Annotated in this window: 18 protein-coding genes and 1 pseudogene; 5 read left to right on the top strand and 14 right to left on the bottom strand. The window is 70.7% G+C overall.

The window, feature by feature from the left end; translation table 11 throughout:
- Positions 1-87: 87 nt before the first annotated feature.
- The 5 genes from mqnE to AB0D85_RS00075 form a co-directional block, all read right to left on the bottom strand.
- Complete coding sequence (gene mqnE / locus AB0D85_RS00095; protein ID WP_362311838.1) at positions 88-1,251, bottom strand: aminofutalosine synthase MqnE; 1,164 nt, start codon at positions 1,249-1,251, stop codon at positions 88-90.
- Positions 1,252-1,334: 83 nt separating this feature from the next.
- Positions 1,335-1,790, bottom strand: a complete 456-nt coding sequence (locus tag AB0D85_RS00090; protein WP_030640941.1) for an Lrp/AsnC family transcriptional regulator — start codon at positions 1,788-1,790, stop codon at positions 1,335-1,337.
- 70 nt (positions 1,791-1,860) lie between these two features.
- Complete coding sequence (locus tag AB0D85_RS00085) at positions 1,861-2,508, bottom strand: UbiX family flavin prenyltransferase (protein ID WP_362311836.1); 648 nt, start codon at positions 2,506-2,508, stop codon at positions 1,861-1,863.
- 193 nt (positions 2,509-2,701) lie between these two features.
- A complete protein-coding gene (gene mqnP, locus AB0D85_RS00080) occupies positions 2,702-3,604 on the bottom strand; it encodes a menaquinone biosynthesis prenyltransferase MqnP (protein ID WP_362311834.1) in 903 nt (300 codons plus the stop codon).
- A complete protein-coding gene (locus AB0D85_RS00075) occupies positions 3,601-5,058 on the bottom strand; it encodes a menaquinone biosynthesis decarboxylase (RefSeq protein WP_362311832.1) in 1,458 nt (485 codons plus the stop codon). The genes mqnP and AB0D85_RS00075 overlap by 4 nt, the downstream gene beginning before the upstream one ends.
- Positions 5,059-5,122: 64 nt before the next feature.
- On the opposite strand from AB0D85_RS00075, the gene AB0D85_RS00070 reads away from it, so the two are divergent.
- Positions 5,123-5,695: a TlpA disulfide reductase family protein gene (locus AB0D85_RS00070; protein ID WP_362311830.1), complete on the top strand. Its 573-nt coding sequence runs from the start codon at positions 5,123-5,125 to the stop codon at positions 5,693-5,695.
- Here AB0D85_RS00070 and AB0D85_RS00065 read toward each other — a convergent pair.
- Positions 5,692-6,174 (bottom strand): DUF3515 family protein, encoded by a 483-nt coding sequence (locus AB0D85_RS00065; protein WP_362311828.1) that lies wholly within the window; start codon positions 6,172-6,174, stop codon positions 5,692-5,694. The genes AB0D85_RS00070 and AB0D85_RS00065 overlap by 4 nt on opposite strands.
- A 94-nt stretch (positions 6,175-6,268) precedes the next feature.
- Between AB0D85_RS00065 and AB0D85_RS00060 the strand changes: the two genes are divergently transcribed.
- Positions 6,269-6,535, top strand: coding sequence for a PLD nuclease N-terminal domain-containing protein (locus AB0D85_RS00060; RefSeq protein WP_362311827.1), 267 nt, complete (start codon positions 6,269-6,271; stop codon positions 6,533-6,535).
- Between the two features lie 7 nt (positions 6,536-6,542).
- On the opposite strand, the gene AB0D85_RS00055 is transcribed toward AB0D85_RS00060, so the two are convergent.
- A complete protein-coding gene (locus tag AB0D85_RS00055; protein ID WP_362311825.1) occupies positions 6,543-7,487 on the bottom strand; it encodes an SDR family NAD(P)-dependent oxidoreductase in 945 nt (314 codons plus the stop codon).
- Positions 7,488-7,620: 133 nt separating this feature from the next.
- Here AB0D85_RS00055 and AB0D85_RS00050 point away from each other — a divergent pair, with 133 nt between their 5' ends.
- Positions 7,621-8,466 carry a helix-turn-helix transcriptional regulator gene (locus AB0D85_RS00050; protein WP_362311824.1) on the top strand — a complete coding sequence of 282 codons (846 nt, stop codon included), beginning with the start codon at positions 7,621-7,623 and terminating at the stop codon, positions 8,464-8,466.
- Positions 8,467-8,475: 9 nt separating this feature from the next.
- On the opposite strand, the gene AB0D85_RS00045 is transcribed toward AB0D85_RS00050, so the two are convergent.
- The 4 genes from AB0D85_RS00045 to AB0D85_RS00030 all read right to left on the bottom strand — a co-directional run bounded on the left by AB0D85_RS00045 (position 8,476) and on the right by AB0D85_RS00030 (position 11,686).
- A complete protein-coding gene (locus AB0D85_RS00045) occupies positions 8,476-10,254 on the bottom strand; it encodes a protein kinase (RefSeq protein ID WP_362311822.1) in 1,779 nt (592 codons plus the stop codon).
- A gap of 127 nt (positions 10,255-10,381) precedes the next feature.
- A complete protein-coding gene (locus tag AB0D85_RS00040) occupies positions 10,382-10,633 on the bottom strand; it encodes a hypothetical protein (RefSeq protein ID WP_362311820.1) in 252 nt (83 codons plus the stop codon).
- A 56-nt stretch (positions 10,634-10,689) separates the two neighbouring features.
- Positions 10,690-10,812, bottom strand: coding sequence for a DUF397 domain-containing protein (locus tag AB0D85_RS00035; RefSeq protein ID WP_362313377.1), 123 nt, complete (start codon positions 10,810-10,812; stop codon positions 10,690-10,692).
- Positions 10,769-11,686 carry a helix-turn-helix transcriptional regulator gene (locus AB0D85_RS00030; RefSeq protein WP_362311819.1) on the bottom strand — a complete coding sequence of 306 codons (918 nt, stop codon included), beginning with the start codon at positions 11,684-11,686 and terminating at the stop codon, positions 10,769-10,771. Before AB0D85_RS00030 ends, AB0D85_RS00035 begins: the two co-directional genes overlap by 44 nt.
- A 116-nt stretch (positions 11,687-11,802) precedes the next feature.
- Between AB0D85_RS00030 and AB0D85_RS00025 the strand changes: the two genes are divergently transcribed.
- The gene (locus AB0D85_RS00025) at positions 11,803-12,438 is read left to right on the top strand and encodes a hypothetical protein (protein ID WP_362311817.1); all 636 of its coding nucleotides are present in this window, start codon (positions 11,803-11,805) and stop codon (positions 12,436-12,438) included.
- A gap of 239 nt (positions 12,439-12,677) precedes the next feature.
- On the opposite strand, the gene AB0D85_RS00020 is transcribed toward AB0D85_RS00025, so the two are convergent.
- The 3 genes from AB0D85_RS00020 to AB0D85_RS00010 all read right to left on the bottom strand — a co-directional run bounded on the left by AB0D85_RS00020 (position 12,678) and on the right by AB0D85_RS00010 (position 14,167).
- A complete protein-coding gene (locus AB0D85_RS00020; protein ID WP_362311815.1) occupies positions 12,678-13,181 on the bottom strand; it encodes a transposase in 504 nt (167 codons plus the stop codon).
- Positions 13,082-13,537 carry a hypothetical protein gene (locus AB0D85_RS00015; protein WP_362311813.1) on the bottom strand — a complete coding sequence of 152 codons (456 nt, stop codon included), beginning with the start codon at positions 13,535-13,537 and terminating at the stop codon, positions 13,082-13,084. The genes AB0D85_RS00020 and AB0D85_RS00015 overlap by 100 nt, the downstream gene beginning before the upstream one ends.
- 318 nt (positions 13,538-13,855) lie before the next feature.
- A complete protein-coding gene (locus AB0D85_RS00010; protein ID WP_362311811.1) occupies positions 13,856-14,167 on the bottom strand; it encodes a hypothetical protein in 312 nt (103 codons plus the stop codon).
- Positions 14,168-14,257: 90 nt separating this feature from the next.
- Between AB0D85_RS00010 and AB0D85_RS00005 the strand changes: the two are divergent.
- Positions 14,258-15,571, top strand: a pseudogene (locus AB0D85_RS00005) (hypothetical protein); the annotation flags it as partial.

Genomic DNA, 15,571 nt, shown 5'->3' with positions numbered 1-15,571 from the left:
CACCACAGCGCCCCTGCTTTTAGGGGCGCGGGGAACTGCGCGAACGGCCCCCACGCACCCGCACCCGACAACGCACCGTCGGCTCGATCACACCCGCATCGGCTGCGGGGACTCCCGGCGTTCCGGGTCCGGGCCGTCGTACTCGCGGATGATCTCGTACCGCGTGTTCCGCTCCACCGGGCGGAAGCCCGCGTCGCGGATCAGGTCGAGCAGGTCCTCGCGGGTCAGCTTGTTCGGCGTGCCGTAGTTGTCCGCGTCGTGGGTGATCTTGTACTCGACCACCGAGCCGTCCATGTCGTCGGCGCCGTGCTGGAGCGCCAGCTGGGCCGTCTGGACGCCGTGCATGACCCAGAAGACCTTCACGTGCGGGACGTTGTCGAACAGCAACCGGGACACCGCGAAGGTCTTGAGGGCCTCCGCGCCGGTCGCCATCTGGGTACGGGCCTGGAGGCGGTTCCTGACCTTGCCGTCCTTCATGTCCACGAAGTCGTGCTGGTAGCGCAGCGGGATGAAGACCTGGAAGCCGTTCGTCTCGTCCTGGAGCTCACGCAGGCGCAGGACGTGGTCGACGCGGTGGCGCGGCTCCTCGATGTGGCCGTAGAGCATCGTGCAGGGCGTCTTGAGGCCCTTCTCGTGCGCCAGGCGGTGGATCCGGGACCAGTCCTCCCAGTGGGTGCGGTGGTCCACGATGTGCCGGCGGACCTCCCAGTCGAAGATCTCCGCGCCGCCGCCGGTCAGGGACTCCAGACCCGCGTCGATCAGCTCGTCGAGGATCTCCGACGCCGACAGCCCGGAGATCGTCTCGAAGTGGTGGATCTCCGTGGCCGTGAAGGCCTTCAGGGAGACGTTCGGGAGGGCGGCCTTCAGCTCGCGCAGCGACCGCGGGTAGTAGCGCCACGGCAGGTTCGGGTGCAGGCCGTTGACGATGTGGAGCTCGGTGAGGTTGTCGCCCTCCATCGCCTTGGCGAGCTTCACCGCCTCCTCGATGCGCATCGTGTACGCGTCCTTCTCGCCCGGCTTGCGCTGGAACGAGCAGTACGCGCAGGACGCGGTGCACACGTTCGTCATGTTGAGGTGGCGGTTGACGTTGAAGTGGACGACGTCGCCGTTCTTCCGCGTCCGCACCTCGTGGGCGAGGCCGCCGAGCCAGGCCAGGTCGTCCGACTCGTACAGCGCGATGCCGTCCTCGCGGGACAGCCGCTCACCGGAGCGGACCTTCTCCTCCAGCTCACGCTTGAGCCCGACGTCCATGCCTCAACCCTCTCTACGACAACCCGCCCAACGGTACTCCCCCACCCTTCGGGCGGGCGGTGCCCCCATACGGCCCTTCGGGCCTAGACCTCTTCGGGAAGTTCCCCCACCCGGTTCTCCCACTTCGTGGACAGCACGATCGTGGTACGGGTGCGGGAGACGCCCTTCGTGCCGGACAGCCGCCGGATGGTCTTCTCCAGACCGTCGACGTCCGTCGAGCGCACCTTGAGCATGAAGGAGTCGTCGCCGGCGATGAACCAGCAGTCCTCGATCTCCGGCAGGTCCCGCAGCCGCTGGGCCACGTCCTCGTGGTCGGCCGCGTCGGAGAGGGAGATACCGATCAGGGCGGTGACACCGAGGCCGAGCGAGGCCGCGTTGACGGTCGCGCGGTAGCCGGTGATGACCCCGGCCGCCTCCAGCCGGTTGATGCGGTCGGTGACGCTGGGTCCCGACAGTCCGACGAGGCGCCCCAGCTCCGCGTACGAGGCCCGGCCGTTCTCCCTCAGGGCCTGGATGAGCTGCCTGTCCACGGCGTCCATGCGATCGAAGCCTTCCGCTGAAATTTCCCGAAGTAGATGAGAGGTACTGCAGAGGTGGTGCCGGGTACTGCTACTTGCCTGCGCCGCCGCCGAGGTCGCCCTCCCAGCGGCGGTAGAGCCGGTGCCGGACGCCCCCCGCGTCCAGTACGCGTCCGGCGACGAAGTCGACCAGGTCCTGGATGTGCGTGGCGCCCGCGTAGAACGCCGGCGAGGTGGGGACGACGACCGCCCCCAGGTCGTCGAGGGTGACCAGATGGCGCAGCGTCTGGCCGTTGAGGGGGGTCTCGCGGACGGCGACGACGAGCGGCCGGCGCTCCTTGAGGGTGACACTGGCCGCCCGCTGGAGCAGGTCCTTGGAGAGCCCGAGCGCGACCCCGGCGACGGCGGCGGTGGACGCCGGCACGATCAGCATGCCCTTGGCCGGGTACGACCCCGAGGACGGCCCGGCGGCCAGGTCCCCAGCGCTCCAGTACCGCACCCCCGTCAGGTCGGTCTCGAAGGTGCCGGGCTTGCCGTCGGCGCCCCGGGCCAGCCATTCCCCCAGGTCGTCCCGCCAGTGCGCGTCCCGGAAGGAGATCCCGGTCTCGTCCAGCAGGGTGAGCCGCGAGGCCCGGGAGACCACCAGGTCGACGCTCTCCCCGGCGGCCAGCAGGGCACGCAGCACAGCGGCGGCATACGGCGTACCGGACGCCCCGGACACCCCCACGATCCAAGGCACGCGCTGCGTTTCTCCTGCGTTCACACCACGAGCGTACCGGCGCGCCCCATCGTGTTCAGGACGGGGCGGCAGCCAGGGCACGGTCCCCTCTTGAGCGGGCCCTCGGATCGTCCCCGCCGCGGCGGGGACGTCGTACAACGTAGCCCGTGGTGGACGGCGGGATCGGCCGTTCGCCCGCCGCCACTCGAAGGGGCTACGCGGTGAGCCCTCGCACCAGCAGGTCGATCAGGGCGCAGACGAAGAGGCTGATGCCGATGAAACCGTTCGTCGAGAAGAACGCGCGGTTGAGGCGGGAGAGGTCGTGGGGGCGGACGATCGTGTGCTCGTAGACGAACGCGCCGGCCACGATCAGCAGGCCCAGCCAGAAGAACGCGCCGGCGTGCGTCATCACGGCGTACCAGACGAACAGCGCCGTCGTCACCGCGTGGCACACCCTCGCGCCCCAGATCGCCGCCGGGATGCCGAAGCGGGCCGGTACCGACATCACGCCGATCTCACGGTCGGTCTCGACGTCCTGGCAGGCGTAGATCAGGTCGAAGCCGCCGATCCAGATGCCGACGGCGAGGCCGAGGACCACCGCGTCCCAGGACCACTCGCCGGTGATCGCCAGCCAGCCGCCGACGGGGCCCATGGCCTGGGCGAGGCCGAGGATGGCCTGGGGGAAGTTCGTGAACCGCTTGCCGTAGGGGTAGACCACCATCGGGATCACGGCGACCGGGGCGAGGGCCAGGCAGAGCGGGTTGAGCAGGGCCGCCGAGCCGAGGAAGACCGCCACCGCGATCAGCGCCCCGGTCCAGGCGTGCTTCACGCTCATCGCGCCGGTGACCAGCTCGCGGTGGGCCGTGCGCGGGTTCCGGGCGTCGATCTCGCGGTCGATGATCCGGTTCACGGCCATCGCGAAGGTACGCAGGCCGACCATGCAGATGGTGACCAGGAGCAGCCGGCCCCAGTGGATGTTCCGGTCCAGCTCGAACATCGCGGTGAGCGCGGCGATGTACGCGAAGGGCAGGGCGAAGACCGAGTGCTCGATCATCACCAGGCGCAGGAAGGCTTTCGTCCGTCCCGGCTGCGGGAGGGCTGCGGAGGCGGAGCTCACAGGCCGTACTCCTTCCAGCGGCGGTCCACGAGGGCCGCCGTATCCGGGTCCGACAGGACCATGTCCGGCCAGCCGCCGTCCCTGGTGTAGCCCTCCTCGGGCCACTTCCTCGTCGCGTCGATGCCCGCCTTGCCGCCCCAGAACTGCTGGTAGGAGGCGTGGTCGAGGTGGTCGACCGGGCCTTCGACGATGCTCAGGTCGCGGGCGTAGTCGGTGTTGCCGAGGGCCCGCCAGGCGACCTCGTGCAGGTCGTGGACGTCGCAGTCGGAGTCGACGACCACGATCAGCTTGGTGAGCGACATCATGTGCGCCCCCCAGACCGCGTGCATGACCTTCTGCGCGTGCTTCGGGTACTTCTTGTCGATCGAGACGATCGCACAGTTGTGGAAACCGCCGGCCTCGGGGAGGTGGTAGTCCACGATGTCCGGGACGATGATCTTCAGGAGCGGGAGGAAGAAGCGTTCCGTGGCGCGGCCGAGGGGGCCGTCCTCCGTCGGGGGGCGGCCCACGACGATCGACTGGAGGAGCGGACGGCGGCGCATCGTCACGCAGTCGATCTTCAGGGCGGGGAAGGGCTCCTGCGGGGTGTAGAAGCCCGTGTGGTCGCCGAAGGGGCCCTCCGGGAGCATCTCGCCCGGCTCCAGCCAGCCCTCCAGGACGACCTCGGCGTTCGCCGGGACCTGGAGCGGGACGGTCTTGCAGTCGACCGTCTCGGTCCGCTTGCCCGCGATGAACCCGGCGAAGAGGTACTCGTCGATGTCGCCGGGAAGGGGGGCCGTGGAGGCGTACGTCACGGCGGGCGGGCAGCCGAAGGCGATGGCGACCGGGAGGCGTTCCCCGCGCCGCGCCGCCACCTGGTAGTGGTTGCGGCTGTCCTTGTGGATCTGCCAGTGCATGCCGATGGTGCGCCGGTCGTGGCGCTGGAGCCGGTAGAGGCCGAGGTTGCGGATGCCGGTCTCGGGGTCCTTGGTGTGGGTCAGCCCCAGGTTGAAGAAGGAGCCGCCGTCCTGCGGCCAGGTGAAGAGGGCCGGGAGCTGCTCCAGGTCGACCTCGTCGCCGTGCAGGACGACTTCCTGGACGGGGGCGTTGTCGGACTTCACCTTCTTCGGCGGCACGTGCGCCATCGCGCCGAGCTTGCCGAACGCCTCGCGCACCCCGACGAAGCCGTGCGGCAGCTCGGGGCGCAGCAGCCCGCCGATCTTCTCGGAGATCTCGCCGTACGACTTCAGGCCCAGGGCCTTGAGGAGCCGCCGGTCGGTGCCGAACACGTTCATCGCGAGGGGCATCGACGTCCCCTTCACGTTCTCGAAGAGCAGCGCCGGTCCGCCGGACTTCTGGACCCGGTCGACGATCTCCCCGACCTCCAGATACGGGTCGACCTCGGCCTTGACACGCTTGAGGTCTCCCTCGCGCTCCAGTGCCCTGAGCAGGGAGCGAAGATCGTCGTAAGCCATGTGTCCCAGTATCGGCCACCCGGGGTCCGGGCCCGGTCACCGCCCCCTGCGATACTCGTCGGCCGTGACACCTCACCGCCGGTTACCGCTGCTCGCCCTGCTGCTCACGTCGTCCCTCGCGGTCCCTCTCGCCGCCTGTGCGCCACGGCAGGAGACCGGCGGCTCCCCCGTCTCCCCGCTGGTCCGGGTGGCGGCCGCGGACCGGAAGGCGGCGCCCGACCTGTCGGGCAGCGATCTGGACGGCCGGACGGTCCGTCTCGCCGACTACCGGGGCAAGGTCGTCGTCCTGAACGTCTGGGCGTCCTGGTGCGGGCCCTGCCGGGCCGAGGCGCCCGAACTGTCTTCGGTGCAGCGGGAGTTGGCCGCCAAGGGGGTCCAGGTGCTCGGGGTGGACACGGATGCCGAGCGCGGGAAGGGGCGGGCGTTCCAGGACGAGCACAAGCTGGCCTACCCGAGCCTGCACGACCCCGCCGGCCGTCAGCTCCTGCGGCTGCCCCGGGGCTACCGGGCACCGGCGCTGCCGTACACCCTCTTCATCGACCGGGACGGGAGGATCGCGGCGAAGTACGTGAGCCCCCTGACGGAGACCCAGGTCCGCGCCGTCACCCGCCCGCTGCTGGCCGAGAAGACCGGCTAACTCCCGCTGCTCTCAAGGCACTTGGCACCCTTCTTGATGGGTGCCACGAGGTGGCTCAGGTCCAGCAGCACCGCGTCCAGGTGCGAGACCGAGTCCGCGACCGAGACCTCCACGGCCGGGCTGCGGCCGTAGGTGACCAGCGTCCTACGGCCGTTCGCCGCCGTCTCCCGCCACACCCAGTCCACCCCGTCGACGCTCACGCACGCGTCCGTCGTCGGCGCGGGCGGGGTCACGCCGCAGCGCAGCTCCACCTCGCCGTGGCCCCACACCGCGAGGCCCTGGAAGCTGACCAGGTCACGGGTGTCGCCGTCGAGGCGGTCGGGGTAGCGGTCGGCGAGCCGGGCGCACGCCGGGTCCTTCGCGTACGGCCCCTGCGCCAGCCCGAACACCGGCGAGTCCAGCTCACCGGCGACCAGCCCGCCCCCGGCCACCAGCGCGGCCACCGAGACGCCCGTCGCGGCCCAGCCCCTACGAGACAACCCGCGTATCCCCACTGATCCCCCTCCCGATCGAGGCACACCATCATGCCCGCGCCCCCGCCACGGGCTTCAGCCACCCGCTACCCTGGCCGCCATGCTCAGGTATCTGCCTTACCTGCTGGTCCTCGCCCTGTGGATCTACGCCTTCGTGGACTGCCTCAACACCCCCGAGGGCGAGGTCCGCGCCCTGCCGAAGCTGGCGTGGGTGTTCGTCATCCTGCTCTTCGGCGAGGTCCTGATCGGCCCGGTGGCCTGGCTGGTCGCGGGCCGCCCGCGCGTGCGGCGGGAGCGGTGGGTCGCGCCGGACGACAACCCGGAGTTCCTGAAGTCCCTGAAGCCGGACGATCCGCGCACCGACTGACACCGGCTCATGTGCGCGTGCCCGCCCGGTCGAGGAGTTCGGCGGTGGCGGCCCACAGCCGCCGTTCCCGCTCCCGGTCCCGGGCCACGGGCCGTACCTCCCGCTCCTGGTCGACGACGACGAACGCGCCGTCGCGCAGGTGCGCCCACGCGTCGTCGAGGGCGACCGAGGCCAGCTTCGGTCCGGAGCCTTCCGCGGTGGCCACCCCGGGCAGCCGGGCCAGCCCCCGCCCGATCGCCCGGAAGGCCGCGGGTGCGTCCCGGCCCAGCGCGGTACCGGGCATCCAGCCGGGCTCGTACACCGAGACGTTGATGCCGGGTCCGGCCTGGCGCTGGAGTTCGTGGGCGTAGTACAGGATCGCCAGTTTGGCGTTGGAGTAGGCGACACCGGAGGACTTGAGGCCCGGTTTCTGCTCCGCGGGCGCGGGCCGGGCGATCTCCAGCGGGTCCCGCCACTCCGCGCCGGGCACGCCGAGGATCCGCCGGGGGACGTTGGCGTGGTAGGTGTTCGAGCCGAGCAGCACGATCCGGGCGGGCGCGGCGAGGGAGCCGAGCAGGTCGCCGATGAGCCGGGCGTGGGCGAGGTGGTTCACGGCGAAGGTCAGCTCGTAGCCGTCGGCGGAGGCGACGCGGGTGTCGGCCGACATGGTGCCGGCGTTGGCGATCAGCGCGCGCAGCGGCCGTACCGCTCCGGTGCCGAGGAGGTCCCGCGCGGTCTCGGCGGCGGCCCGTACGTCGGCGAGCCGGGACAGGTCGCAGCCGATCGCGCGGACGTTCGCGCCGAGCGCCCGGGCCGCGTCGGCGACCTCGGTGAGTGCCGGTCCGCCCCGGCCCACCAGCAGCAGGTCGGGGCGGGCGCCGTCCGGGCGGCCGGCCATGGCGAGGGTGGCGCTCCGGCCCAGGCCGCGGGTCGGGCCGGTGATGAGTACGGTTCCGCTGTCCGTGGTGGTCATGCTCCGAGCCTCGGAGCACGCGGGACGGCCGGCCAGCCGTCCCCTTGTCCTAGGACTCCCCCGTCGCAGGACTGCCCTGTCGTAGGACTGGCGGGGCCAGGACAAGGGCCGCGCCGGCCCGCACACTGGACCTGTGGACACATGGGAGTTCGGCCGGATGGTGCGCCGCCGGCGCGACCGGGTTCCGCCGGAGGCCGTCGGCGTCCCGGCCGGCCCGCGCCGCCGGGCGAGCGGGCTCCGGCGCGAGGAGCTGGCCCAGCTCGCCGGGATCTCGACGGACTATCTGACCCGGCTGGAGCAGGGGAGGTCGACCGCGCCCTCGGCGCAGGTGGTGGAGGCCCTCGCGCAGGCGCTGCGCCTGTCCGACTCGGAGCGTGACCTGCTCTTCCGGCTGGCCGGGCACACCACGCCCGGGCCCGACGTCGTCCCGTCGCGTGTCACCCCGAGTGTGCAGCGGCTGCTCGACCGGCTGTCGTACACCCCGGTCGTCGTGTACGACGCCACCTGGACGCTGGTCCTCGCCAACGCGCCGTTCGACGCGCTCATGGGCGAGACGTCGTCCTGGCGCGGGATCGAACGCAACGCCGTCTGGCGCAACCTCCTCGGCCCCGACTCCCGTGTGGTGCACACCCCGCAGGCGCAGGCCGACCACGAGGCACGGCTCGTCGCCGATCTGCGGCTGACCGCCTCCCGGTACCCCGCCGACCGGACCCTGCGCCGGCTGGTCGGCGAACTCAGGGAGCTGAGCCCGCGGTTCGCCGCGCTCTGGGACTCCGACGTCCCGCCTCCGTCCCCGGACAACTCGAAGCGGAAGGTCGTCGACCACCCCGCGGTCGGCCGGATCACCCTCGACTGCGACACGCTCTTCGTCGTCGGCGACGATCTGCGTATCTCGGTCTACACGGCCGAGCCCGGCACCGAGGACGCCGACCGCCTGGCACTCGCCATCGTGCTCGGCACCCAGTCGCTGGTCGAGTGACCCGCCCCCCTAGAGCAGCAGTCCGACCTGCTTCGCGGTCAACGCCCGCTGGAACACCTGCACTTGCTTGATGGACCCGGTGAACCAGTCGGAGGGGCCGTTGCTGTCGGTGGCGCGGCCGATGGCCAGCGCGCCGTAGGCGGCGACAGGGTTGCTGTCATTGATCCGGGCTTCCTGAACTCCGCCGACGTACAACAGGAGTTGGCCACGCCGTGCGTCGCAGACGCCGACCAGGTGGGCCCAGATGCCGGGTTCCGGGACGGTGTACGACAGGGCGCGCACACCGGGGCGGGCGAAGGCCCAGCGGTTCTCGGCGGCCGAGTACTGGAGGTAGAAGCCGCTGACGTCACCGGCGTCCTGGCTGACGGCGGTGGCGAAGAACGCCGGCCGCGCGCTCAGGCTCACCCACGCCGACACGGTGAAGCTGTGCCCCTTGCCGGTCTTGAGCACCTGCCCCTGGGTCACGATCCGGCTGGAAGCGCCGTCGAAGAGGGCGGCCCCGTCCTTGCCCCGCCCCCAGCCCACCGCGGTCGCCGTGCCGGGGTACTGCCCGGTGTCGTCGGCGGCCACCGTCCCGGAGGTCTCGTCCAGCGACCAGGCGTCGAGCGGCGAGGGAACGGTGACGCTCCCGGCGGAGCCCGCGCCGGACTTCACGCCCCCGCCCCGGTTGACGAAGTGCGCGACCGGCACGGCCGCGACCGCGGCGGCGGCGAGCACGCCCCCGGAGACGAGGAAGGTACGGCGACTCGTGCCCGATCTCGTCTCGGGCCTCGTCGCGGGTCCCGTCCCGGGGCTCATCCCGTACGGCACCTGCTGCTGCGCCGCGTCGAGTCGGGTGAACGGACGGGTCGGGTCGACGGGTTGCGCCACCGCCTGCGCCTGATCCTGCCCCTGATCCCGCTCCTCGTCCTGTGCCAGGTCGACCCGGGGAGCCGGGACCCTGGGATCCGCGGCGGAGCGCGGGAGGAGGGTGGTGGCGTCGGGCGCGGGGCCGATACGGGTCAGGATCTCGCGCGGGGTGGGCCGCCGGGCCGGGTCCTTGGCGAGACAGTCGGCGATGAGAGCGGCGAGGGCGTGGTCGGTGACGGCACTGATGTCGGGCTCGTCGTGGACGACCCGGTAGAGCAGGGCCGGGGTGGGCCCGTTCCCGAAGGGATTGCCCCCGGTGGCGGCATACGCGAGGACCGCGCCCAGCGAGAACACGTCGCTCGCGCCGGTCACCTCACCGCCCGCGACCTGCTCCGGCGACATGAACCCGGGCGAGCCGACCATCAGCCCCGCCCGGGTGATGGTGACCGACTCGACGCTGCGGGCGATGCCGAAGTCGATGACCCGCGGACCGTCCTCGGCGAGCAGCACGTTCGACGGCTTGAGATCGCGGTGGACCAGCTGGGCCGCGTGGATGGAGGTGAGCGCCTCGGCCAGCCCGCCCGCGAGCGCGAACACGCCGTCGGCGGACAACGGCCCCCGCTCGTTCACCGCCTCCTGCAACGAGGGCCCGGCGATATAACTGGTGACCAGCCACGGCAGCTGGGCGTCCGGATCGGCGTCCACGACCGGCGCGGTGAAGGCACCGCTGACCTTGCGCGCGGCCTCCACCTCACGGCGGAAACGGGATCTGAACTCGGGCTGTCCGGCGACGAGTTCGGCGTGCACGACCTTCACGGCGACGGCCCGCCCACCCGGCGAACGCCCCAGGTAGACCCGGCCCATCCCGCCCGCGCCGAGCCGCCTCAGCAGCTGGTACTCCCCGACGGAGCGCGGATCGTCCGGCTCCAGAGCTGCCACGACCCCTCCCGCACCACCGGCCTCCACAGACCCGGTCAGCATAGGACCGGCGCCCCCGCCGAATGGCCAATTCCCGCCGCCATACGACAAGTTGCCCGCTGGTCTGCCCTTTCGGGGCACCGCGGCCTCAGTCCTCGTCGTCTCCGTTGATCGCCTCCAGGCGGATCAGCTCCATCTCGTCCAGCAGCGACTCCAGAGGCCGGCCGGACGCATGCGCCTCGCTCTCGATCGCCACGGCCGCGCGGCTGGTGAGCCCCAGGACGAGCAGGCGCAGGCCGTCCGTGCCGTACTTCTCCAGGACCTCGTCGGCGACCTTGAGCGCCTCGGCGGGGACCGCTTCCGCGGGGTAGAGCCCCGCGACCCGGCGCAGCAGGTCCACGGTGATCTGGAGGATGTCGGGGGTGATACGGGCCAGTCGCTGGTCTTCTTCCCGGTTCAGCTGCGGATTCCCTTCACGAAGACCGCCCAGGCAGAGCGGCCGACGACGATGACGGGGCCGTCGGGGTTCTTGCTGTCACGAACGGGGACGGCGATGCGGAAACCGGGGGCGACTTCTATGCAGTTGCCGCCGTCGTTGCCGCTGTAGCTGCTCTTGATCCACCTGGCTGCGCTGAGTTCGTGCCTGGTCATGGGTGCGCTCGTACCCTTTCATCGCCTCGCCGATCCAAGCGGCAGACTCGGGGGCTGCCAGGGCGTCGGCCCTGAGCACATCATAGGTCTGGCTCAGCCGGGTGAAGACTGCCGGATCGTCGGCGAAATGGCCCTGGCTGAGCGATTCCGAGTACACCCACCGGCGCCCATCAGGCAGCTCGATCAACGACATTGACGTGGTCGGCCGCACGGCCCCCGGACGGTCGGCCGGTGCCAGTTGGATACGGATGTTGGAGCGCTGCCCGACCGCGACCAGGTGTGCGCACTGGTCACGCATGACGGCCGCCGCCCCCACCACCTGACGCAGGCAACTCTCGTCCAGCACAGCGGCGTACAACGGACCACCGTCGGCCATGAAGCGCTGCTGTCGGCTCAGTCGCGCCCGCACCTTCTCCTCGACCTCCGTCCCGGTCATGGTCTGGGAAAGCAGTGCGCGAGCGTAGTCCTCGGTCTGCAACAGACCTGGCACCACCAGCACTTGATACTCACGCAGCGCGACCGCCTCCGCATCCATCTCGGCCCTGCGCCTGAACCAATCCGGATGCTCCACCTGGGGATACCAGTCGACGAGCCCCCACAGCCGCCCCAACGCCCCGCCCGTGCCCAGCACTTCGTCCGCCCTCTTCGCGAACGTGTCCTGCGGTACCCGTGTCCCCGCCTCCACGCGCGCCACCAGGGACCGGTCGCAGGGGATCTGTCTGGCCAGCGCCTCCTGCGTCAGAAGCGCGGCCTCGCGGAAGTGCCGTAGCAGCTCCCCGAAAATGGCCGCGTTGGTGGTCACCGTCCCAAGCCCCCCTCCGTGACAAGTGCCCGGTGTCACGCGCCAGGCATTGATACCGACCGTTCCCGTCCGCAACGCTCGATACACCCAGAGTCACGAAGTGGCACGGAGAGCGCATGGACGAGGACAGTGAGAGTCGGATCGAGGCGGGAACGGTCGTCTACGACCCCCGTTCGGACAAGGTCGGCGAGTACCGCGGCAACGCGGGCCCGTACGCGCTGCTGCGCCCCGTGGGCGGCGGCCGGGAATGGGAGGCATGCCCGGAGTCGCTCCGCCCGGCGACCACGGAGGAACGGCTGAGCGCGGAGGTGCGGGCGGCCAACCGCCGTTCCAGCGGCCCGGGTCTCCCCGCTCCGGACACCCCGGCCGCCGGTCCGGTCCCAGGCTGTGCCGCCTGCGCGGAGTTCGACGCGCGGCGCGCGGACGCCGGGGCGCGGTCGGACGCGAGCGCGGCGACGGACGCGATCGTACTCCTCCGCCGACACCTGCGCCGGGACCACTGGGGCCCCCGCCCGCGCCGCGTCTTCCGTTTCGTGCCGTACCTGATCGCGCAGGACGACACGGCCGAGCCGGAGTACGAGGCGTACTGCGTGTCCGGGGAGGAGGCGGACTGCGGGGCGACGTCAGGCCGGTGCGGCTCCCCCGCCGCCGTGGAGGAGTGGCAGCGCCGGCACACCCAGGCCACGCGACACCACCGCTACCGGCGCAGCTTCACGGACTACGCGGTCCTGGAACCGCAGGCCGCACGCTAGCCCCCCGACTTCACTGCCTGTGAGGCTTGGGCTCCCCGCGCTTCTCGGGCGCCGACCGTGTGGTCGTCTGCGGGGCGGCGGAGTCGAAGGGAAGGGGAATGTCCGGGCGGGTATCGGTTGAACCGGTCGGCTGGATCCCGAACACGTATGGGTGCGGCTGAACGGAAAATCAACGGTTCGATGGGCAGGCGGTAGCGTCCGGGCGGCGGAGCCGTCCCGGACAGAGCTGTAACGGGTGTTCAGGCGGTGTCGGTGGTGAGAGTGACTCGGTGGCCGAGGTGTTCAAGTTGACGGACGAGGTCTCGGGTCTTGCGCCGTGGATTGAGGTGTCGCTGATGCCAGTCGGAGCCGAGTTCCTGGTAGCGGGCGTGCGGGTCGTCGATGAGGTGCCAGACAATGACGAGGATCGAACGGGCGACCGCGACCAGGGCTTTGGCGTGGCCTCGTCGTTTGACCAGGCGCCGGTAGCGGGCGCCGGGGAAGGTGTCGGTCCGGGTGGCGGCGCTGGCCGCTTCGCCCAGGGCACCTTTGAGCCAGGGGTTTCCTTTGTCTGCGGGCCCGGTGGTGCTCTTGGCCCCGGATTGGATGGTGCGGGGGGATGGTTTCGCCCACGAGGCGAGGTGGGCGGGGGTGGGGAAGACGCTCATGTCGGGGCCGGTCTCTGCCAGGATGACCCGCGCGGCGGTCGGGCCGACGCCGGGGATCTCGTCCAGGCGGGCCAGCAGGCCGTCACCGAACGACACAGCAGCGGGTGACGACGAGTTGTCCGGCGCGTCGTTCCGGGGTGCGGCAGGTCCGCGAGCGTCGTGGCGATGTCCTGGTCGAGCACGGTGATCTGCGCGGTGAGGTGGTCGACCGTGGTCAGCAGGAGCCGCAGCAGCCGGGCGTGGTGGTCATCGAACTGCCCGGTCAGGGCTTCCACCAGGGCGTCGTGCTGGGTGGTCAGCCGGCCTCGAGCGAGGTTGGCCAGGGTCCGGGGGTTGCGCTCGCCCGCGATGAGCGCCTCCGTCATCGCCCGTCCCGAAAGACCGAACGGGTCGGTGGCCACCGACGAGAGTTTGATCTGCGCGTCCCGCAGTTCCTCGCGCGGCTCGTCCACAGTTCCTCCGGCCTTGAGCTCCCATGGGGTGGAGACTGCCCGGGAAGCCGGAGGGGAACTGCAAGGCTGAACGGCGTGCACGTGGCAACAGTCGGTAGCCCCTGGCTGGCTCCCGCGCCAGACTCTTCTTCGGGCACGCAGGCCCAAACCGCATCGACGTGGACGGACAGCCTCCGTACCCACGATCGCGGCTTGCGCTCCACGAACGACACGGCGGTGAGAAGCACGCACACCCGGTTCGACGCTCCGCGCACCGATTTTCACGCCGCCAGGCGTGACGGGAGTTACAGAAGGACTCTTCTGAAGTGACGGTCACGATCAGGCGGTCGGTGTGGGTTCGGTCTGGTCGGGGCTGGTGTGGAACCGTTGGTGCTCGGGTGCGGTGCAGTAGGCCTGGTAGGCGTCGAGGTCGTTGTCGGCGGTGAGGGCTCGCGGACGGAGGACGGCTTCGGTTCCTTCGAGGCCCCGGTGGGCGGCCGCGATATCGGGGACGGCACCGTTGAGCCGCCGGGCGGATGGATCACGTCGGGGGGGGCGGCGGAAGGCCCGGGGGGGGGTGTCGAAGAAACAGGAAACGCCGCCGACTGCGGTGAACCAGATGACGGCACACGCCGTTGACAGTGACGTCACGGCTCGTCCCCAGATCGATTGGACGCAAACCTAATGCCGAGAAAAAGCGAAGAGGCAAAGCAGCGGAAGCGGGACTGGGACCGGGATCGGATGGAGGAGCGGAGGAAGGACCCGAACTTCCTCAAGGATCAGGCCAGGAAGCAGCGAACGCGGAAGGAGGAGAGGGAGAAGGAGAACCCGGAATACCGCAATCAGCAGGCGGAGAAAAAGAGGGACCAGCGCCACTGGCGGAAGGAGGCGGCGAAGTATAAAGCGAAGGAGCTGTATGCCGGCTACTGGCAGTTGAATACGGACTGGCCGACGGTGCCGCCGACGGGTTTGAAGGTTGCGGTGCATCCGAAATCGGCCGGGCTGAGGGGCAAGATTCCGCAGGTGGTAAGGCTGGATATGGTGCAGCCGTCCGCCGGACCGTCGGCGGAGTCGAGGGTTCCCACATTCATCGCTGATACCTCACTCGACCTCAGCAGTGACTACGTTCGGACGGCGCTCACCAAGGGGAAGATGCGCAAGGGGCAGGTGAGTGAGGGGGAATACGAGGTAGCCGTACAGTTGCGTGATTCCTTCCTGGACGCGGTACGCGCCGGAGAATTCGGAGTGGACGCTGTACCGTCCGCTCACGCCCCCTCCGAGAATCCCGCCCCCGTACCCGTATCCGCCTGGACCTCCGTCCCGTTCGTCCCCTCGGCGCTGGCCGACGATGACGATGACACCGACGATGACACCGACGATGACACCGACGATGACGCCGACATGAGCATCCTGGCGGCCGGTCAGCTTTTCTCGGGCAGTGCCGGAACCTACTCGGGCGGTGCCGGAACCTATTCGTCGGGCTGGGGGACGGGTGTGACTCCTCTGGCGGCTGCTCCTGGCGCGGGGGCACCGGGGCGGGGCCCGTTCGAGGGGCAGGGATGGCCGGGCGGCGGCGATGCTCATGGCGGTCTTGGGTACGGGGGTGATGTCGGCTACGGGCAGCCGGGTGCGGATCCGGTGACCGGGTTGCAGGACCTCGACGGCGATGCCGAGGAGTGGGAGACGGCGTGGAGAGCGGTGTTGAGCGCGCGCCCCGGCCAGGCGCCCGGCCTGAACGCTGCCGCTCCGGCGCAGGGGCTTGGCGGGGATATGGCCGCCACCACGGACGGTCAGGACCTCGAGGGCGATGCCGAGGAGTGGGAGACGGCGTGGAGAGCGGTGTTGAGCGCGCGCCCCGGCCAGGCGCCCGGCCTGAACGCTGCCGCTCCGGCGCAGAGGCTTGGCCTGAACGCTGCCGCTCCGGCGCACGGGTTTGGCGGGGATATGGCCGCCACCACGACCAGTTTCGGATCCCTGTCACTGACCAGCGGCCTCTCCCCTGACCTCGGGTACGGCCAGGAGCTGTGGACCGACACCCCTCTCTATCCTTCCTTT

It is taken from the genome of Streptomyces sp. NPDC048277, assembly GCF_040652235.1.
In the GTDB taxonomy this organism is placed as follows: Bacteria; Actinomycetota; Actinomycetes; order Streptomycetales; family Streptomycetaceae; genus Streptomyces.
The sequence above is the reverse complement of the archived record's forward strand: the minus strand, read 5'-3'. Positions and strand labels throughout refer to the sequence as shown.